We start from the raw sequence: 21,044 nt of genomic DNA on the forward strand, positions 1-21,044 counted from the left end.
ATTCCATCCTTTTAATAAATATCCTAAGAATTATATCACAAAACATATTTTGGAGATATTAGCTTGATGGCTATGCCGTGGTGGTGCATGTAATACGCCATAAAAAAACGCTAGTCCAAATGATAGACTTGCTATTAAAGCAGTTCCATCATTTAGACTAGCTACAATCATGAGTTACGCACGTAAATACGGATATAACTCCCTATGTTGGCTTCATCATTTTAGATGTGTGGTCCCCTAAATCCTTTGGACTACCCCAATGGGTGTCCACTTTGTACAAACTTTTGTCCAAAGCCAGGACTGTACTATCTTTCACTTGGACAGCCCCAGGGGTGTCCACCTTTGACAAGCTATTGTCCAAGGCCGTGCCTTATATATTTTTATCATAGATAAATTAGAAAGTTAAAGTTTCCATTACTATATAAATCATAATTAAAATTTACTTTTCTGCACTACTCACCTCTAGTTTATGACATGTACTATTTACTATCAGTTTCTTAAATATAACAAATGCAATAATTCCCCATAATATAACATTAACAATACCAGCCTCACCTGATATGTATATACTATTTGGATTGCTTGATATAAACATTCCACTACATATTTGCCATGTTAAATTTGATTTTGTGTGAAATATAACCGCTGGCCAGACACTTTCTGTTTTATATGTTAAGTATCCTATAAATATTGCCATACCAACTACTGTTACAGAAAACAAAATAGTATTAAATAAAGTATTACCATTTTCATAATAATTTGCACCAAATATAAGTGGATAATGCCATACTGCCCAAACTATACCTGTTACTATAATTCCTTTTTTTATTCCTAGATTTTTAATAAGTTGTGGCTGCAAAAATCCCCTCCAACCAATTTCTTCTCCAATTGCCCAAATACAAACTATTGGAAAATTCAATAGATAGATTGAATCGTTTATTGCAAGTATTTTAATAAATTTCATTATTGTTATAAAATCAAAAGTTGCATTTTCAGTTTGACCTCCAAATTTAAAAAATCCTAATTCCCATCCTATAAAGTAGCTTATAAATAATACTAAAGTAGGCATTAGCAATGCTAATAGGTAATATCTGATTTTTCCAATTTTCTTTATTCCTATTAATTTATATAGCTTATCCTTAGGAAACAATACTATAAGAATTATTGTTGCTAAAAGTGGTGTAACTTGTTGCAGAGCCAATATTATATCATTATTTGCTAAAACCCCTCCAACTGTAAATAATATTGATAATGCAAGAACAGTTACAATAAAGATAACTGATAGATTTTTCCCCCTCATAATGACACCTCCTAAAACCTTATAGCTAATTTTATCTCTTACAGATTGCATCTTCCATAATATAACATGACATAAAACTTACATTTTTGTCACCCAGTCATATATATAATTAATATTAAAATAACATAATCTTGTTTTTAGGAAATAATATTTATGCTCTTGCACCTTATTATAATTCCAATCAAAGTAATAGTTTCCTCTAAAATTTTTCATTGACATATATACCCTATGTGAACAAAAGTCACTATGAACCACCAACAGCTCTTCTTTTTACATAATCTTTTCTACTTCAAAATGTACAAGTTATCAATATCTTTCCTGGTGGTTTAAAAATTCATTCTATCACATAGGGGTTTATTTCTGTTTTATCCTTACTTGCAACATGTTAGGTCTTTTAGTCTTTCTAAATATATCAACGAAATATTTTATTGCTGCTCTTTGAACAAAAGAAAAAGAGCTTTCGCTCTAATTAATCCATTATCTATAACACTAGCAATTTATTCAAAGAAATCTCCTACATTTAATCCTAATGATATAGCTATTCTATTTATTGTACTTATACTTGGATTGTTCATTTCTCCTCTTAATAGTCTATAACAATAAGTGTTACTTACTCCACTTATCCTAGATAGTTTATAAGCTGTAATATTATTCTCCTTACAATATTTTTGTAAGTATTCTATTCCTTTTATACTTAACTCCCTCTTTCTTAAATAAAATCCCCTCCCCCAAAGACTTTAAAATGGTAGAGTATAACTACCTATGTACTTTCCATTTACAAAATCAACTATTATATCATTCATTAGAAAAATTGTTGCATTACCATCTGCTGCTGATATAAAGTGCTCCAAAGTTAATTCCTTTCTCTTATCCTTAAATCTTATTCCGTTCTCTGCTACAAATTCCATTTACTTTTCCTCCTAAGAAGTTATTTTATTACTTTTTAAAGTATTACTTTATACTTATATTATTGTCATTTTTACCACTTTTTATACTAAAATCTTAGCTTTTTAGAAAATTTTATTTACATATTTTCAATAAAACATTCCTCAATAAAATGTGAGATTGTCTACTATAAGAAGTGCCCACCTCCATATGCTACAATGTCCTTTTTTCCACCTAGTTAAAATCCTAATATAAATAATTAATCATAAAATAGACAAGCTCCCCCTGAGAAGTCCTGCCAACTGGTGGAACATATCACCTTTATGCATATGGAGTATATATGTCAATAAAATTTTATAAAATAGTTTTATCTAAAGATCTATTGCCATCTGTATAAAGAGATGATCCAGCATATTTATTGCTTACAGCACCTTTAATTAAAACTACAGGAAATTATTAAAACACATAGGGTGGAGGGTGGGATTGTCTACCTTTCTTTCATCGTTAGAATTCGTTAAATGTTGGGCTCTAAGATATATCGGGTTATATCGAGGAAAGAAAGGTGGACACATGCAGTACAAAACAAATTTTTGCTAAAAATAAAATTGGCTAATGTCTATGTTTATCGGTGGATGCTGTGCGTCAGGATGTATCGATAAACATAGGCTTAGCCACAATACTTGAACATTTTAACATTCAAGAAAAAGGAGGGTGGGTGGGTTGTGTCCACCTCTTCAGCCTTCATAAAATATTCCAATTAAAACCTCTTCTGAAGATATACAAAGCACATATAAAACAATTTAAATGAAGGTGGACATTTAAAGCATCTTAAAATTCATAAAATTCTTACCAAACCAATTAAAATCTCTAGTTTAAACCATTGCACCCCTGCGGGTACCTGAAAAAGGACTTGCCTTAATCCCTGACAGTTCTTAGTTCATAGCTGGCTTGAGCTTGTTGAAAGACAGATAGGGACTTAGAAATGTAGGGTAATAGCCTGTCCTTTTTCGGGTGCAGGTACCAGGTGCCCTATTTCTTTTTATATAGTATAGGTATAGTAGCATATATAGGTATAACATTATATTTTTTTAACTAATATTAGAAATATAATTAGCTAATATTTAATCCTAATTTATAGCTATATGTAAAATTATTATCTGCAAGCTTATTAGGAACAGATAATAGTCTGTCCCTTATTTTATATTTTTTTACTTTGGACTAGTTTCATGTAATAGGTACACATCTTGACTTAAATTTTATCTAATACCTAAAGCATCTTAATTTAGAGAGCTCCTACTTTCTATTTCTTGAAGTTAGTCCAAAGTTTCCTTTTGCGGAGCTTAGAAGAGAAAGTGGTACTAGTGGAACCCCTGTCCACTTTCTCTTTTAAGCGAAGCCATAGTTAAAAAGACATCTTTAAAAAATAAATCAAAAAAATCTATTTCCTACCCTTCTGAAGTTTATCAAGGGTTTGGGAATAGACCCATTATATTTTGACTTTGGGCTAGTTTCATATAATAGCTGCACATCTAGACTTAAGTTTTATCTACTACCTAAAGCATCTTAAATTTCAGAGTATCTACAATCTATTGTTTGAAGTTGGTCCAAAGTTTTCTTTTGCGTAGCTTAGAAGAGAAAGTGGTGCTAGTGGAACACCTGTCCACTTTCTCTTTTAAGCGGAGCCATAGTTAAAATCATATCTTATAAGAAATAAATAAAAAAGAATCTATTCCCTACCCTTCTATTTTTTCATCAAAGGGTTTGGGAATAGACCCATTATATTTTACTTTGGACTAGTTTCATGTAATAGGAGCATATCTCTGGTTGAATTTTATCTACTACATAAATCATCTTAAATAATAGAACTTCTACTTTCTATTTCTTGAAGTTGGTCCAAAGTTTCCTTTTGCTCTGCTTAGAAGAGGGGTGGCACTAGTGGAACACCTGTCCACCACTCTTTTAAGCGGAGCCATAGTTAAAATAGCATCTTTAAAGAATAAATTAATTAAAATTCTATCCCATATCATCTATAGCAGCTTCACCTTTAATATCAGTACCAAATATTTCTTTTTTATATCTTTTGAATAAACATCCTTTTTTATTTTTATAATCTTCTCTGCTTCCAAAACTCATGAAATAATTTGCCATAAACTTACTTATCCATCTCTTACTAACTTAGTGTGACAATCTTTTATACAAGGAAGATGACTTCCACCTCTTCCCTGTATAAATCAATTTAAATGCTAACCCCTAATATCTTCAATTGTTCATTAATCTCAGCTTCAAGCTCAGCGATTTCCTTATTATCTTGTTCTAGCAGCCTGTTTACTTCTTCTAAATCAATTGGTTCTTCTTCTTCAAAAGTATCAACATAACGTGGTATGTTTAAATTAAAATCATTTTCTCTAATTTCTTCAATAGATGCTAAATGAGCATACTTTGGAGCATCTTTACGCTCTTTATATGTTTTTATGATTTTATCAATATCTGTATCTCTTAAATTATTTTGATTTTTATTCTTTTCAAAATCATTACTTGCATCAATAAATAATATATCTTTATTTTCACGATTCTTTTTTAACACTAAAATTACTGTTGGAATACTTGTTCCATAAAATAAATTTGATGGTAATCCAATTATTGTATCAAGATAATTTTTACCAATTAAAGTTTCTCTTATCTTTCCTTCTGCTGCACCTCTAAACAAAACTCCATGAGGTAAAACAATAGCCATTGTTCCAGTCTTATTTAAATGATATATACTATGCAATATAAAAGCGTAATCTGCCTTTGAAGCTGGTGCTAACTTCCCATATTCACTAAAACGCGAATCTTTTAATTTAGTTTCATCATTATCCCATTTTGCCGAATATGGTGGATTTGCAACTACTGCATCAAAGCTACGTGGATTATCAATACCTTTTGCATCTGGACCATCTGGCCAATCGCTTTCTAAAGTATCAGCATTATTTAATATCATATTATTGTAAGATACACCATGCATCATTAAATTCATACGTGCCAAGTTATATGTTGTTGTATTCAATTCTTGACCAAAATATTTCATAGGAGTGCCTTTTGGTAATTCTTGACCTACAGTAAGTAATAAAGAACCTGATCCCATTGTTGGGTCATATACACTAAATAATCCATCTGTTTTTTCTACACCTTCTGTTACTACCTTAGCTAAAACCTTACTTACTTGATGTGGTGTATAAAATTCTCCACCCTTTTTACCAGCACTAGCCGCAAATTGACCAATTAGGTATTCATATATTTCACCTAAAACATCTTTCCCATCATCACCCTTGTATTCAATACCATCAACTAACTTTACTATGTTGTTAAGTGATTTAGCACGCTCATTTGTAGAATTCCCAAGACGAGAATCTCCTAAATTAATATCATTAAATACTCCACGGAAATCTTTTACTGCTTCTTTATTTAATTCTGCATTTTTATTGAAGTTATCAAAGATAGTTTGATAGTCACTAGGAATAACTTGTGAATCATTAATTTTATCAATCAATGACTGCCATGTATCCTTTGGCGCAATTGCATATCCCAAACTTGCTGAAATATCTTGTAAATAATCTTGAAGCTCAGACTCATCTACTTGTGAATTATAGCATTCATTAATAGACTCTCCATCTATAACATCAATAACATTATTCTTTAACAAATACTCCTCTTGATGTTCTGATAAATATCTATAAAACATAAATGCCAATATATAATTTTTATACTCTGATGCATCCATTGTGCCTCTCAGTTCATTTGCCATAGCCCAAAGTTTACTTGTAATTGATTGTATATTATTACTCATTATTTTTATTTCCTCTCTTTTATTAATTTGCTTTAGATAAACATTTGTTGTAGAAGTCCCTTCTTTTGTTGTTGTAAATGGCCTAACTTACGCTGATGAAGGGTGATAAGGTTGTCGAGGTTACTAAAATACGTTTGAATTTTTATCTGCTCATTTAAATCTATTGGATAGATAACATCAATTTTGTTTAATTGTTCATACGATAAAAAGGGTAATCCGCTTCCAGCACAAATTCTATTAATTTCTTTTTGAAATAAAAGATAATATCCAAATTTGCAATCAATAAAATCATCTGCTGGCTTTGCTATAGTACCATTATAAGTTACAAAGTGTTTACCCTCTGCCCATAATACTGTACCTGCATATGCTCCCATATGACCAATTATTGAGGAGTTTTCAGCATTCCATTCTGTGTATCCACCAATAATTCCATTAGCTCCATAGATAGGGAATGGGCCACCATTATCAGGATTATTATTAAATTCACCATATTTAAAAGAATAAACATTTCCCAACTTACACTGTTCCCAAGGCTCAGTAAATCCAGGAAAACGAAGTTCCGGAAATTTTTCACCCTCTTTAGGAAACATTTTTTGTAATAATCCCTTCTTCTTATCTTGTAGGTGCTCTAACTTACGCTGATGAAGATTGATAAGGCTATCAATTTTTTTAAATAATTGTCCTATTTTCTTTTGTTCTTCCGTACTTGGAAATTTATAGCTTAACATTTTAAAATCTACTGTTGTAAAACTTGCTTGATTCACTGCTGGTTTAGTGATAATTTTAATGTCTGTCTTATATTTCATAGTTTGTGTTAACGTAAACCAATAATAAGGAAAATAATCTTTCTTCACTTGAGCTTTTAGTATATTAGTAGTATATATAGTATCTCTTTTAAGCTCATCTAATACAATCGTTGCTGTTCCCATCTTTGCTTCACTATTGATGAAATTTATAAGAATGTCATTTTTATAAACTAAATAATTTTCTGTTTTTGCACCTTGCGGATCTTTTTTATACCAATATTTAACATCAAATTGCATATCAAGTATACCATCATTTATATTATTTGCACGAATTACTGGTAATCCAATATCACTGCTAGATAGCATTCTAGAAAGTCCACTCTTTAAATCTTTTAGAGTATCTCCAAGCTTACGCTGTTCCCAATAACTTGTAAATCCTGGAAATCTTATTTTAGGTACATTTTCTTTATTTTTATCCATTTTATCTCCTATCCGAACTGAATATTAAACTTTCAGTTCAAAAACATTAGTTCTCTACTTGTTCATCTGCTAATTTATATATAGCATCACGTAAATTATTACGATACTTAATCTTTGATAATCCTTGAATTTTTTCATCATGTGCCAGTGTCACATAATCTAATGTTGCTTTTGCAACTATATCTCTTATTTGCCCATTATCATCTAAATCCTGTAATCCATAACGATGTTTGCTGAATAGTTCTCTCATTTCAGCACTTGTTATAATATCTGTAATTCCCCATTTAACTCTAAAATCTAAAAATGTTCTATCTAAACTTACATTATTAGCTTGCTCTATTATAACATCACTGCTTTCTAATTTCATTGGATATTTTACATTAGCACCTGCTGGTGGATAATATCCTTTAATAATAGCATTTGCAGCATTCATAATTTTATTAGCGTAATTTCTATCATCTAATCCATTAGCAAATTGGTCTATCTTATTCTTTGTTTCCTTAGCCTCTTCCTTTTTACCTTCGTGAACTTCATTTAATAGTTGTTCCACTAGTTCTGTTAAATAATCATAGTCTATTTTTACATATTTTACATGTGTCATCTTTAATTCAATTTGATACAAAGGTATATTCTTTTGTTTTGCTATATGCTGCTTTAATTCATTTGTTAAAACTGTTGTAAGCATAACCTCTTGCTCACTTGTCATACCTAACATTTCAACTAACTGATCTGGATTATCATAGTTGAATCCTATTATATTGCCATCAACTTCTTCAGAGTCATATTGCTTAAGTTTTGCCATACCAGCATTGTAATCACGTATTAATTCAAGCATCTCTTCCTTTTTCTTCTCTGAAGGTGGTAATTCTTGAAATTCTTTAGTTAAATCACTTAAATTTTCAACTGTCTCTTTTACTTCATTAAATATATCTTCAAAAGGTTTTGCTACAATTCCATCTTTTTCATTAACTTTACGTTGTTCTTCATCTGATAAAATTGCAGAATCTTTATTTGCATAAATTGCCAAAGCTTTATTCATAAGCTTCTCATTATGTGCAGGCCAACGATAGTTAACAATACGTCCCCAAGGTTTATCTTGCATATCTGCAATACGATTTGTTCTTGAATATGCTTGGATAAGCCCAGCCCCCTTTAGTGTTCTATCAACATAAAGAGTATTAAGCTCTGGTGCATCAAATCCAGTTAGAAGTTGATCTACAACAATTACAATATCTAAGTAATTCTTATCTACTGCACTTTTATTTAAACGACTTGTAACATCTTGTGTATACCCTGCAACATCATCCATTCCAAAGTTTGTGCCAAATTCTTTATTATAAATATCTATGGCTTCAAATAAACCTTTATTAGTTTCTAGCATAGTATTATTATTAGAAGAATTTAAACTAAATGTAACTGCAACCTTCAGTACTTGTTTACCATTCTTCCTATTCTCATCATTTACTCTCATAAACTCTCTAAAATACATCATTGCCATTGGTGTACTAGCCTTGCCACCACCTACATGTGTTGTAAACAATGCATTATACTTACCTTCATTTGAACGATTTCTCCAGTTAGTAAAGATGTCTTCAACTACAAGTTTTACATGGTCAATATTTTCATCATAAAAACTTGGTTCAATTGCATCATCCATATCTTCTTGATTTAAATTATTTATTTTTTCTTGTATCTGTTTTTCTGTCCAATTTGGATAACGGTCTCTATAGAAAGCAGGTAAGTATTCTCTTTTCATTTGTTCTTCATCAATTGTTGTTTCAAAATCAACCTTAAAACCTAGCACATTTTTATCTGCAATAGCTTCACGAATTGTATATGCATGTAAAAGTGGTCCAAAAATATCTTCAGTTCTTAATCCTGTTGTAGTTTCATCAAACATTGGAGTACCTGTATATCCAACCCAAGCAGATTTCTTAAAAGCTTTCTGTAACTTTTCAAAATTTTCACTACCAGTTGAACGATGTGCTTCATCTACAATAAATACTATATTTTTATCAGGGGCCTTAAAAGATTTACGTTTCACTAAAGTATCAAGCTTTTGAACAGATGTAACTATTATATTATTATCTTTGCTTTTTAATTTTCTACCTAACTCTGTTGTACTATTAGTATTTTCAACACTCCCAATGGCATCTTCACTAGCATCTGGGTCATAAGCTCTGTAGTTTTCATTTGTTTGTTTAGTTAATGCTATTCTATCTACTACAAAAACCACTTTGTCCACCTTTGGCATACGACTTGCAAGCCATGCTGTTTTAAAACTAGTAATTGTTTTACCTGACCCAGTAGTGTGCCAAATGTATCCTACCTTATTAGTTCCAAATTCAAAATCTACTTTTTTTATCTTTTCAATTACATTTTGTGTAGCATACACTTGATATGGTCTCATTACCTTTAATGTTTGTTTATTTTTTGTACCATCTAAAATCATATAATTAGTAGCCATTTGATGCGCCATAGGGATACTTAACATTGAATCAGCAAACTCTTTCCAATTTCGTACAATTGAACTATCGCTTTTTCTTTGCCAATTAAAAGCAAAATCCTTATTAAATTTATCCGCCGTAGTATTTGCCATATACTTCACATTATTTGGTGTAATAGCCACTAAAATTTGTAATGTTGAGAATATATCACCATACTGATTCTCATCACAATATTGATGCATTTGATTTAATGCTTCATTAACATTATGTGTATCACATTTTTCTTCTATTTGTATTATAGGCAATCCATTTATTAATAACGTAGTATCAAAACGACGATCTTGCTTTCCATTAATAATTGCAGGACGCTTAATTTGATTAACTACTTGATATACTGTATCTCCAGCACCAATTTGTTTTTGATCAAAAACAGTTAAAAATACATGCCTTCCATCATCTAAATCAATTTCAATTTGAGATACACCATTAAGTCCATATAAGAATTGTCCTGCTTCATATGGTGTCTTAATGCTAGAAATAGCCTTTTTAACTTGATTAAACTCAACAACACTTAGTGGGTGATCAAGGGTATTTTGATTGTTCCTTTCAAGTATTTTTTTAAAATTTTCCCAAAGTTGTTCTGTAGTCTTAATCTCTGGTTCATAAGTCCATAACTTTGATTTTACTATATAATCAGCATTGTTCTCAGCAATAACAAATTCACCTAATCCTTCTAAATGTTCAGGTTTTGTTATGGCTCCAGTAGTAATATATTGTATTAATTCTGTTTCAAATTTATCCTCTGTCATTATTTAAGAACCTCCTCTAAATTAGCTAAAATAATAGTTGATTTAAGTTTAGCTGCCCTAAGCTTAAGAGCTTCAAGTCTTAATTGATTAAAATACGCTTGCCCAATCATCCTTTGCTTATCAATAGATGGCATTTTAGGTATTTCTAGTTCTTTTAGTTGCTTCAGTGTATATTTTAAAACTTGTGATCCTTGCAATCCCATCACGAACTGTTTCTTGATCATTTTATTTTCATTTATAAGATATACCAGAAACCTTGAATCAATATCCTTGATAGGTACTAATTTGATATAATTCTGTGTATAAAGATATCCTTCATGATCCTTCCTTATAATAGTAGCCATTCCAGTAATCAAACTAAATATAACATCATTCTCACATAATGTACTTACATCATCATAAGTTCTTATTTTCTTACTATCTATACCCTCAGAAATAATCCCAACTAAATCGTCAATTAAATCTGTTTGACTATAATAAGTAAATACAGATGCATGTTCATCTAAAGCTTCTGTAATTCTAAATTGAGGCGAACCGCTTACAAATTCTACTAGCTCATTTAATTTCCTCATAAATATTGTGCCTTTCTAAAATTAAATTTTTTACTATAATAGAATAATACCATAAGAGAAAATACATTGCAAACATAAAAATGTAATTTTTAAAAATTACATTTTCAAAATTGCATCTTTTCAATTTTCATTCCATTCCTCAATACAAAAACTAAATGCGTTGCTTCAAGAACCTCAATTCTATCAATCAGCGCATTTATTATCTAAACTATTAACACCTTGTATTAACTTATTTAATTATTTTTTTAATAAATCAAAAAGAGTATTCTCTCCCTTTGGTATTTTAGCAATCCTTTTATGTTCGAAAATTGCTTTAACTAATTCATCAATATCCTTAAAATAGTTTTTTACAAATTCATAATTTTTAACAACATGACCATATTTAAGATTCTCTTTACAATATTCACTAGGTTTCTTACCAGACTTCTTATATTCTGTATATTTTCCTTCTTTATATATTACAAGCATCTCAATTTCAGGCGCTGTAATTATATTGATTACCTTTACTTTATCTTTATAAGCGGCACTTAATTTAAAATTTTCTCCCCTTGAATCTAAAATTCTTAGGACAGTTATTTTCTTACCAAAAGCCTTTCGTAAATACTTACTCTCGAAATTTTTAGCTCCTCTGGATCTAATAACCTTTTCTTCAAGCAGCTGCTCTTTACTAAATATTAATTTATTATTTTCAAGAAGTAAGTCCATTATTGCTTCTTCTGCTGATCCTTCACAAATACATGCTATATATCCTTCTAATTCCATGATCATACCTCATCAATTCTGCCAGAAATAATAGCATTTTTAAAATTAATATATGATTCATAAGCTGGTGCAGTACCTTGTAAATAACCACTTTGGTAAGCTTCACTTTTTTTAATATCATTTCTCTTCAATATTTTAGAAAGTTTTTCAACATTTATACCATTTTTATTTCTGATAATATAAATATCATCACTTCTTTCAAATTCATCTAATAACTGTGAATAGTGTGTTGAAAATATTATAGTTGCACCTTTATGATTAATTTTCTCATCCATGAAGAATCGTATTAATGTAGAAACAATTTCTCTATTAAAATGATTTTCTAATTCGTCAACAATCAAATAGCCCCCATTATTAAAAGCTAACATGACATTTAAAAATACATTTATTCCCTTTATAGTACCAGAAGATAAGTAATTATTTAGTTCTACTGGATCATACAAAATAATTTCTTCTTTTTCTTTAAATTTTAATCTGATTTCTAATTTTTTACCATCATGTTTCAAATTTAAATACTCAATACTAGGATCTAAAAAAGTTATTAATTCAGGAGGGAATTCTCCAGTAAAAGTAATTTGATTTGTATTCGTTAAGTTTATCATATCTCTAATATAAAAGCGCGAATTATGTTTTTTATTTAAGGAAATAATTATACTAACATCTTCCATCAAAAATTCTTCATCTGCATTTCTTATTTGAACTGGATTCAATTTCTCAAATTCAAAAAGGCTTTTTTTAGTTTTTACTGAGCTTAAGTTTTTTCTCCAAAGTTTTTCTTCTTTAATTGTATATTTATTTTCACCATCTTGGGATTTATCATCTCTTTTTACAACAGTTTTTAATTTGTTTATATAATTTTCTTCTGAATAAAAATATGTCTCAAATATCACTTCATCCTCATAATTTATTCCATTTAAAATATCGTTATAAACAATTTTATTGATTGGTTCATTATTTAACATATTAATTACAAAAGATATAACTTTTAGAATTGACGTTTTCCCTGATGCATTAATTCCTATTAAAGCAATAACATTATTAATATAAATATTAGAAAATAATTTATATAGCATTTCATTCTTTTCAGGACCAACACGTTGTTCAGCAAAAAAGTCTATTTCGAGTTCGTCTTTAAAAAGTTTTAAACCTCTAACTTTGATTTTTAGTAATTTCATCTTTGCCTCCTAAAATCACTATTTTTGTTTTTATATTATCTATACTATATTATATTAACTACTTATTCAATATTTATTCAAAATAAAAACGTATTTATCGTTTTTATTTAATTATGTTAACATAACTCACTATATCCTAACTCCTTTTTATTCAAAAATGCACCCCCTAGTCTCCAAAACATTTGTTCTTATCTTCCCATTAACAATAACAATTCATTCATAAAATCCCCCTATAATAGCCCTATATATCTTAATTATTACATCCATATCAATAGAAAAGAGTATCCAACATCTTGAATACTCTTTAACTCAAACTATCTAATTCTCACCCTCTGCCCTACATAAATCAAATCCCTATTCTCAATCCCATTAACCTCCCCCAACCAATCAACACTAACCCCAAACTTCCTAGAAATCCCCCACAAAGTATCACCACTAGCAACAGTATAATATTCTTCCCAACTATCTTGTCCCCCTGAATTACTACCTTCCCCTCCACTACAATCAATATCAAAAACTCTACAAATACCCCTAAAAATAGCTCTCCCAATAGCTCCAGTATCATATCCACTCATATCCCCTTCACTATCACAAAAAGCACACTCAATTAAAATAGCAGGCATAGAAGTTTGATTAATAACAAATAAATCTCTAGTATCCTTAACTCCTCTATTACTTAATCCCAAACTACAAATCTCCCCTAAAATAGTATTTGCAACTTCTTCAGCCAGTCCACCAGTAATACACCAAACCTCTGCCCCATGACCTCCAGGGCAAGCATTATGATGAATAGAAATAAAGAAATCAGCCCATCCATTATTAGCTTTTTCACATCTTTGAGATAATGAATCATTAAGACTTGAAGCATTACTTGGAGTACAATTAATAACATTAATTCCTACGTCCCTCAACAAATTGATAAGTGTCTCTACAACTTCCCTATTTAGATCATCTTCCCTTCTAATACCAACAGCTCCTATGTCATAAGAAACATTATGCCCCATATCAATAGCTAGAGTATTAATTTTACTCATTTCGAACCACCTCCACTAAAGATATATTCTTAAATATTATCAACGCCTAAAAAAGCAATTAATTTAACATATTTGTTATTTATTGACACAAACCTTCATATTTAGTAATATATACATATACCCAAATTACACCCATTGTAATATTAAAAAGCAGCTCTCTTTCAGTTGCTTTACTCTTTTACATATTAAACTCTTTAATTAAAAGGAGGCATATCTATATGAACTATGATTATATCGAATCATTAGTTATATCAGCAAAATCAGGAAATAAAACCTTAAAAGAAAAACTAATTAATGAATTCAAGCCTTTTATCATAAATTTCTCAAAGAAAACTTACATAGATAGATACGATTTTGAAGATATCCAAAGCGAATGTTATATTATTCTCCTTCATGCTCTTGAAAAATACAATCCTGAAACTCATAGATTTGTAGCTTATGCTACTAATGCAATTAAAAATTCCATGTATGCTATTATAAAAAAATCCATTAAAAATAATCAGGTTCAAGGATTGAACACACTTACTTTTGATGGAAATCTTGGCTCACTAGATAAAAACAAATCAAATTGTATAGAAGATAATTTAATCTATAATATAACTACTTCTGAATTATTTAATGCATTAGATAAATTAACCTCTTCTGAAAAAGAGCTTTTAGTGTTTAATATATTTAGAGGTAATACTTTAAAATCTTATGCTGAATGGAAATGTATTTCACGTTCTACTGCTGCTAAGAAAAGATTAAATCTATATAATAAGCTCCAACGGATAATTAATTAGGTACTGTTGGAGCTTTTTTAATATGCTCTAATTTAATGAATTATGATTCTTAATCAAAAAGAGAAGGTAGTAAGTCAAATTGGTTTGATATTCTTTACTTATACAATAATATTAAAATAGAGTAGACTTAACATTTTATATTCTATTATTTATTTTATATTTATAAAAAAATAATCCTTATGAAACCTAATTTTAGCCTCATAAGGATTTTTATATACTATAAAACTTTTACTTATTTTATTATTATTTCTTACTAGCTTAACTTACTCATCATTAATTGATAACCTAAATATCCATTTATAAAAGTTAATATTAGACCTATTATACTAAATGCTAGTCCTACTTTTGATATTGTTGTTTTTTCTGATTTCACTTTAATTATAGAAACAATTATTCCTGCTACATTTACTGGTAGTCCTATTATTGGGATAAACCATGCAATTAAACCTAGAATCCCTAAAATTAATGGGCTTTTTGATGTTTTTATTGTATTTTCCATAAATATTCATCCTCTCTGTATCTAATATTTTATTATTTTATGTCTTTTTATCATATGAAGTAAAAGTATAATAGTTATTGCTAGTCCTAATATAAGATCCACATATACAAAACTTGATGTATAATACAATACTAAAGGTCCTAAAACAGAACCACACATATTATATATTATATGGCATAAAATATTTCCAAAAATAGATTTAGTTTCTATATATATTATACATAAAATTACACCTAATACAAAAGTATATATTCCTTGAAGAATATTACCATGAAATATTGCAAAAATTAATGCTTGTAATAACACTGCCCAAAACATATTAAATTTCTTCTTTAATTCATTAAATATTAATCCTCTAAATAATACTTCTTCAAAGATTGGTATTAATACAAGAACACATATCATAGATACCCAAGATCCATATGCATTAGTTATTATTGAATTTACCTTACTATAACTATCAAATTTATTTGAAAATAGATATACAATAGAATTACTAAATATTGCAACACTAACTCCAATAACCCCTACTATCATTAGATCTGATTTATGAATTCTTTTTACTTTACATCTTTCCCATAGATTTTTTTGTTTATTTCTTAATATAAAATAATATATTACAACAGTTATTAATGCTGAAATAGCAGTTAAAATATAGATATTTTCTAAAAGTGCCTTTTGAGCCTCTTCCATCAATTGTTTTAACTCAATATTTCTATGTGTTAAGAAATAGAAAGTTGAAAATAACACACCACAAAATAACTGTAATGAGTAATATATTCCTCCAAAAAAGATTATTTTTCCAAACGTTTTTATATATTCTTTCACTTTTGTACCTCACTTTAATCTAATATATCAATTTTTTCTAAAAAATATCTAAAATAAGATACTTTCCTATTTATAATCCTCACTTCAGCTAACATTCCATTTTTAATATCAATACTATCACCTTTTTTGTTCTTTAATGAGGTTTCTTCAATTGGACATGTTGCTGTATAATAGCTTGTTCCTTTTTCTTGGCTAACCTTTGCATCAACACTTATATTTGTTAAATTAGATTTTAAATATCCATATTCTCTTCCTGGTAATGATACTAGTTCAATACTAACATCTTGACCATCTTTAATTTCTCCAAAGTTTTGATTGCTTATATACACCTCTACATTGTAGTTTGCTTCATCCTCTGGAACAATAGAAGCAATTTGGGTTCCATTTTGAATAAAATCTCCGACTTTAATATCCGAAAGCATATTAACTATTCCATCACTGTTAGCTTTAATGCTTGTTGTTTCAATTTGACTATTCACTTGTTCCAAGTTCATTTTAATTTGATCTATAGCACTTTGTAAACTTGATATATTACTATCTAAATTTAAAATATATTGTTCTTTATATGTGCTTGACGCAGATGAAATTTGAACTTGTGATAATTGTAATTTACCTTTTTGAATTTCACTAGTAATATTCATAATAGTTGTATTTTTAAGTTTATCTTTTTCCGCCTTATAACTTTGAAGGTTATCTTTTAACGTACTTAATTGTTGTTCTAATTGAGTTTTACTTTGTTCATTAAGTAGATCTTGAGCGTTTTGCTGTGAATTACCCAAGGAACTATTCTTTGCATTACTTATTTTATCTAAATCTGATTGAGTTTTATTTATATTGTCTTCTGCTGCTTTTATTGCATCATCATATTTTTTTATACCTAAAACATAATCATTATATTGATAATATAATGCATTACTTTTATCTAAATAATTTTTACCTTCTTCAATGCTTTTTTTAAGCAATTCTAAATCAGAAATATTTTTATTTATTTCTTGTTTCTGCTCATCATTTAATGATTGTTGGCTTCCACTAGCATTTAAGTTTTGAACATATAACTCATACTTTTTGCTATATTCCTTTTCTTTATCATCACTATCACTAAATTTATTTTCACCATCTAATATAGATTGTTTTAGCTTATTTATTAAGTCTAGATCCTTATTCTTGCTATCTATATTACTTTGTAGCACATCTCTTTGAACTTCATACTGTGAACCATTAACAACGACTAAAATATCTCCTTTTTTTACTTTGTCCCCATCTTTAACATTAAGTTCAGTTATGTTTCCTACAGTATTACTTGATAATTTATTCACTTCTGTTCTTGGTCTAACTGTTCCTGTTGCCTTAACTGATACTTCCTTGTGGGCAAATACTGACCAAATAACTACAAAAGTTAATAATGTTAAAATAATATATGTCATATACTTACTAAATCCTGTTGGAGAAGATTGCATTATTTCTCTGCTATCAGTTATATCTTTAAGCTCTTGTATCTTATATTTCATTTTCTTCTCCTCCTTTACCTGCTGCTACTTCCTCAATTACTCCACCAGTTTGTCCAATCCAAAGTCTATAATAGTATCCTTTCATTCCTAACAACTCTTCATGAGTACCAGTTTCAATTATTTCGCCTTTATCCATAACATATATTCTGTCACACTTCATAATTGTACCTAGCCTATGTGCTATGATTATTGTAGTAACATCTTTTGTGCATTCTTCTATAGTATTTTCAATTGCCTTTTCTGTAATTGAATCAAGATTAGATGTAGCTTCATCCATTATAAGAATTTCTGGCTTTTTTAGTAATGCTCTAGCAATTGCAATTCTTTGTCTTTGTCCCCCAGATAAGTTAGCTCCTTTTTCTTCAAGTAGTGTTCCATATCTTGTTTGGGTACTATTAATAAATTCATGGATTTGAGCTTTTTTACAAGCATCTATAATTTCATCATATGTTGCAAATTGATTAGCAAATTCAAGGTTTTCTCTGATTGTGCCAGAGAAGAAAAATGAATCTTGCGATATGTAAGAAATTTTGTCCCTTAAGACTTCTTTATTTATATCTTTTATATTATAAGTATTTATTAACACTTCACCTTTTTCCACATCATAAAAATCCATTAGTAGTTTTGCAATTGTAGTTTTTCCAGAACCACTTTCACCAACTAATGCAATCTTCTCACCTGTTTTTATCTCCATATTAATGTTTTTTAAAACTAATTTTCTTGTACCATATCTAAAATCTACATTCTTTAATTCTATAGTTCCAAGTAATGTTTTAGGATTAATCTTTCTATCCTCATTTTCAGTTCTTTCAAGCTCTAAATCTAAAATCTCTCCTAGTCTATCTGCTGCAACAATAGCACTTTGTAATTGTGGTTGTAGATTTATCATTCTTTCAATAGGTTCAATAAAATATGCTAAAAGAGCATTAAAGCTTATTAATGTTCCTATTGTAATCTCACCTTTTATTACAAAAAAACTACCTATCCATAAGATTGATATTGAGAATATCCCTTTAACAGTTCCTTTTAAAGAGTTTAGCATATTACCAATATAGCCATTTTTAAATACAGATTTAATAAGCCTAATAAATCTACTTTCTGTTTCTAAATTAACCAATTTTTCTCCATTAAATGATTTTATAGTTTCTATTCCTTCTATAGATTCTACTAGATATGATGTTAATTTAGCATTATTCTCCATAACATTCCTATTTACTTTCTCAATAGGCTTTCTAAATACAAAAACCAAAATAACATATAATAATATTGGAATAAAACATATCGTAAATAATTTTGAACTTTGAGTATACAGTATAACACCTCCAACAATAGCCATTAAAACATCTATCATAAGAGTTAATGTTGCAGAACTTATAGCGTCTCTTATTTTGGTAGCATCATTAAACCTTGAAATAATTTCCCCAACTTTTCTTGTCCCAAAAAAGTTCATTGGTAAATTAATTACATGGTTATAATATCCAAGGAGTAATGGTATATCAATATTTTGTGAGATATGTATTAATAACATACTTCTAAAAAATTCAGTTATTACCTTAAATACTCCTAAAATAACCATAGCCATAGAAATAACTAATAAGCTATTTTCTAACCCATTAGGCAATATATCATCTAACAAAAACTTTGAGTAAAAAGATCCTACAATACCAAGGATAGTTATGAGTAATGAAGCAATAAATGTATTTATTAATAATTTTTTTTGAACTTTAATCAAACCCCAAAATCTTTGAAATAATCCTTTTGTTTCATCTCCTTTTTCAAATGTTGGAGCAGGTGTCATTAAAATCAAAATTCCTGTCCATATTTTAAAAAATTCTTCTGGTGCATACTTAACAATACCTTTTGCAGGATCAGCAATTAAAATTTCATCTTTTGTAACCTTATGTATAACTACATAATGCAGCAACTTTCTATCTATAAGAACATGTGCTATGCAAGGTTTTGGAAATTCACTAAAAATATCTTCTAATTTTGAAACTTTAACTCCTTTTGCAGTAAATCCTATGCTCTCTGACGCTCTAACAATTCCTAATGCTGAAGTGCCTTGTTTATCAGTTCCAGAAATTTCTCTTATTTTTGATATGGGAACTTTAAGCCCATATTGCTTTGCTACTGTGGCTAAACAAGCTGCACCACAATCTTTTTGATCATGTTGTTTTATACAATTGTATTTTTTTAAAAAAGTCATTTTAACTCCTTCTTATTATCTAATATTTTAACTATATTACACTATTACGATATTATTTTGTATTATATGACTATTTTATCATTTTTTTATATCTATTGGAAGGAATTATTAAACTTGTGAAGAATAAGTAATAAGTGTATTTTTACACATATTATTAAATTTTATTTTTGAAAGGATGATTTTTCAATGTTAGAAATGAATAATTCAATAGAATTATCAATTGAAGAATTGGCATGTATTGATGCCGGTTCTGGGCCTTGGTCAAGTGTGCTATTAGGACTTACTGGTGGTCTTTCTTTAGGTAATGCTTTAGCAATCGCTGCATTATGGGGCCCTGGATTCGGAGTAGCTGCTGCTGTAGGCGGAGGTTACTGCATATATAAACTTATTGATTAAAATAGAGGAGGATTTGTATGGAAAATTTTATTGAAATTAATAACTATGAACTAGAAACTATCAATGGTGGAGATCTTATTGATCTTGGACTAGGTGTTGGTGGAATGTTTTGCCCACCTCTTGGTCTTCTTGGCATTTATAAGACATGGGCTGACTGGTTAGATAGCCAAACTTGGTAATCATTTAGAATTTTAAAAAACTTGGCATTAATTTGCCAAGTTTTTTTTTATTTTAAGTACCCTATCAAATAATAATGCTGTTATAAAAACTGGAATTGAAACTAGAAGTAACTTTTCTAAATCTTCTGGTAATACATTAACAATGAATAATATACTTAATATAATATAAGTTAAGGAAAGTATTATTAGATTATTTTTAATTTTTTTCAACTCATTATTTGTAATATTAATATTTTTCATAATTGGTGAAAAAATTTTATTTGATAAAAGAGTGTACACATATATAAAAATAATAACACCTTCTATTAAAGTTACATAGTATACTTTATGTACTTCTAGAATATATACAAATAAAATATTAAATATAGCAAAAATTGGTGCTACCAATATCATATCAAAACCCCTTTCTTACATATTTTTTCCTAATTTTATTATAAACTAATTTTGCTAAAAAATGAATCTTTTTTCATTATTGTAGTCATATATTAAAAACAATTTTGACAATGAATAAAGCCAACTCTAAAATTTAAAGCTGACTTTATATATACTATCTATTTAATTACCTTAAATGGTGGGTGTCCAGTTTCTTGATTTTGCAATATACCTTCAG

20 protein-coding genes are annotated in these 21,044 nt (G+C 28.8%); 3 read left to right on the plus strand and 17 right to left on the minus strand.

Annotation, left to right across the window (positions count from 1 at the left end; genetic code table 11):
• Positions 1-439 precede the first annotated feature (439 nt).
• The 12 genes from NNC19_RS20565 to NNC19_RS20615 all read right to left on the minus strand — a co-directional run bounded on the left by NNC19_RS20565 (position 440) and on the right by NNC19_RS20615 (position 14,036).
• The gene (locus NNC19_RS20565) at positions 440-1,300 is read right to left on the minus strand and encodes a type II CAAX endopeptidase family protein (protein WP_310940575.1); all 861 of its coding nucleotides are present in this window, start codon (positions 1,298-1,300) and stop codon (positions 440-442) included.
• A 497-nt stretch (positions 1,301-1,797) separates the two neighbouring features.
• Positions 1,798-1,992, minus strand: a complete 195-nt coding sequence (locus NNC19_RS23545; RefSeq protein ID WP_396136465.1) for a helix-turn-helix domain-containing protein — start codon at positions 1,990-1,992, stop codon at positions 1,798-1,800.
• Positions 1,993-2,037: 45 nt separating this feature from the next.
• Positions 2,038-2,208 carry a hypothetical protein gene (locus NNC19_RS20570; protein WP_310940576.1) on the minus strand — a complete coding sequence of 57 codons (171 nt, stop codon included), beginning with the start codon at positions 2,206-2,208 and terminating at the stop codon, positions 2,038-2,040.
• A 1,845-nt stretch (positions 2,209-4,053) separates the two neighbouring features.
• On the minus strand, positions 4,054-4,212 hold the full coding sequence (locus NNC19_RS20575) for a hypothetical protein (RefSeq protein WP_310940577.1): 159 nt from the start codon (positions 4,210-4,212) through the stop codon (positions 4,054-4,056).
• Positions 4,199-4,333 carry a hypothetical protein gene (locus NNC19_RS20580; RefSeq protein ID WP_310940578.1) on the minus strand — a complete coding sequence of 45 codons (135 nt, stop codon included), beginning with the start codon at positions 4,331-4,333 and terminating at the stop codon, positions 4,199-4,201. The genes NNC19_RS20575 and NNC19_RS20580 overlap by 14 nt, the downstream gene beginning before the upstream one ends.
• A gap of 88 nt (positions 4,334-4,421) precedes the next feature.
• Positions 4,422-6,011 (minus strand): type I restriction-modification system subunit M, encoded by a 1,590-nt coding sequence (locus NNC19_RS20585; protein ID WP_310940579.1) that lies wholly within the window; start codon positions 6,009-6,011, stop codon positions 4,422-4,424.
• Between the two features lie 32 nt (positions 6,012-6,043).
• A complete protein-coding gene (locus NNC19_RS20590; RefSeq protein WP_310940580.1) occupies positions 6,044-7,237 on the minus strand; it encodes a restriction endonuclease subunit S in 1,194 nt (397 codons plus the stop codon).
• A gap of 46 nt (positions 7,238-7,283) precedes the next feature.
• Positions 7,284-10,493 (minus strand): type I restriction endonuclease subunit R, EcoR124 family, encoded by a 3,210-nt coding sequence (locus tag NNC19_RS20595; protein WP_310940581.1) that lies wholly within the window; start codon positions 10,491-10,493, stop codon positions 7,284-7,286.
• Entirely contained in the window at positions 10,493-11,065 is a 573-nt protein-coding gene (locus tag NNC19_RS20600) for a restriction endonuclease subunit S (RefSeq protein WP_310940582.1), read from the minus strand. Before NNC19_RS20600 ends, NNC19_RS20595 begins: the two co-directional genes overlap by 1 nt.
• A 237-nt stretch (positions 11,066-11,302) precedes the next feature.
• Entirely contained in the window at positions 11,303-11,827 is a 525-nt protein-coding gene (locus NNC19_RS20605; protein ID WP_310940583.1) for a hypothetical protein, read from the minus strand.
• Positions 11,828-11,829: 2 nt separating this feature from the next.
• Positions 11,830-13,002, minus strand: a complete 1,173-nt coding sequence (locus NNC19_RS20610) for an AAA family ATPase (protein ID WP_310940584.1) — start codon at positions 13,000-13,002, stop codon at positions 11,830-11,832.
• A 314-nt stretch (positions 13,003-13,316) separates the two neighbouring features.
• Positions 13,317-14,036 carry an N-acetylmuramoyl-L-alanine amidase gene (locus tag NNC19_RS20615; RefSeq protein ID WP_310940585.1) on the minus strand — a complete coding sequence of 240 codons (720 nt, stop codon included), beginning with the start codon at positions 14,034-14,036 and terminating at the stop codon, positions 13,317-13,319.
• A gap of 218 nt (positions 14,037-14,254) precedes the next feature.
• Here NNC19_RS20615 and NNC19_RS20620 point away from each other — a divergent pair, with 218 nt between their 5' ends.
• Positions 14,255-14,818 carry a sigma-70 family RNA polymerase sigma factor gene (locus NNC19_RS20620; RefSeq protein ID WP_310940586.1) on the plus strand — a complete coding sequence of 188 codons (564 nt, stop codon included), beginning with the start codon at positions 14,255-14,257 and terminating at the stop codon, positions 14,816-14,818.
• Between the two features lie 253 nt (positions 14,819-15,071).
• Here NNC19_RS20620 and NNC19_RS20625 read toward each other — a convergent pair whose 3' ends face one another.
• The 4 genes from NNC19_RS20625 to NNC19_RS20640 are packed head-to-tail and all read right to left on the minus strand — an operon-like array spanning position 15,072 to position 19,859.
• Positions 15,072-15,317 (minus strand): hypothetical protein, encoded by a 246-nt coding sequence (locus NNC19_RS20625; protein ID WP_310940587.1) that lies wholly within the window; start codon positions 15,315-15,317, stop codon positions 15,072-15,074.
• A gap of 21 nt (positions 15,318-15,338) precedes the next feature.
• Positions 15,339-16,145, minus strand: a complete 807-nt coding sequence (locus tag NNC19_RS20630; protein WP_310940588.1) for a type II CAAX endopeptidase family protein — start codon at positions 16,143-16,145, stop codon at positions 15,339-15,341.
• 14 nt (positions 16,146-16,159) lie between these two features.
• Positions 16,160-17,653, minus strand: coding sequence for an HlyD family efflux transporter periplasmic adaptor subunit (locus NNC19_RS20635; protein ID WP_310940589.1), 1,494 nt, complete (start codon positions 17,651-17,653; stop codon positions 16,160-16,162).
• Positions 17,643-19,859, minus strand: a complete 2,217-nt coding sequence (locus NNC19_RS20640; RefSeq protein WP_310940590.1) for a peptidase domain-containing ABC transporter — start codon at positions 19,857-19,859, stop codon at positions 17,643-17,645. Before NNC19_RS20640 ends, NNC19_RS20635 begins: the two co-directional genes overlap by 11 nt.
• Before the next feature lie 186 nt (positions 19,860-20,045).
• Between NNC19_RS20640 and NNC19_RS20645 the strand changes: the two genes are divergently transcribed.
• Together NNC19_RS20645 and NNC19_RS20650 are read left to right on the plus strand one after the other, a co-directional pair.
• On the plus strand, positions 20,046-20,255 hold the full coding sequence (locus NNC19_RS20645) for a hypothetical protein (protein ID WP_310940591.1): 210 nt from the start codon (positions 20,046-20,048) through the stop codon (positions 20,253-20,255).
• A 17-nt stretch (positions 20,256-20,272) separates the two neighbouring features.
• Positions 20,273-20,434: a hypothetical protein gene (locus NNC19_RS20650; protein WP_310940592.1), complete on the plus strand. Its 162-nt coding sequence runs from the start codon at positions 20,273-20,275 to the stop codon at positions 20,432-20,434.
• 27 nt (positions 20,435-20,461) lie between these two features.
• Here the strand turns inward: NNC19_RS20650 and NNC19_RS20655 are convergent, their stop codons facing one another.
• Entirely contained in the window at positions 20,462-20,827 is a 366-nt protein-coding gene (locus NNC19_RS20655; RefSeq protein ID WP_310940593.1) for a hypothetical protein, read from the minus strand.
• Positions 20,828-21,044: the final 217 nt, after the last annotated feature.

This window comes from Clostridium sp. SHJSY1 (assembly GCF_031626875.1).
Taxonomy (GTDB): Bacteria; Bacillota; Clostridia; order Clostridiales; family Clostridiaceae; genus Clostridium.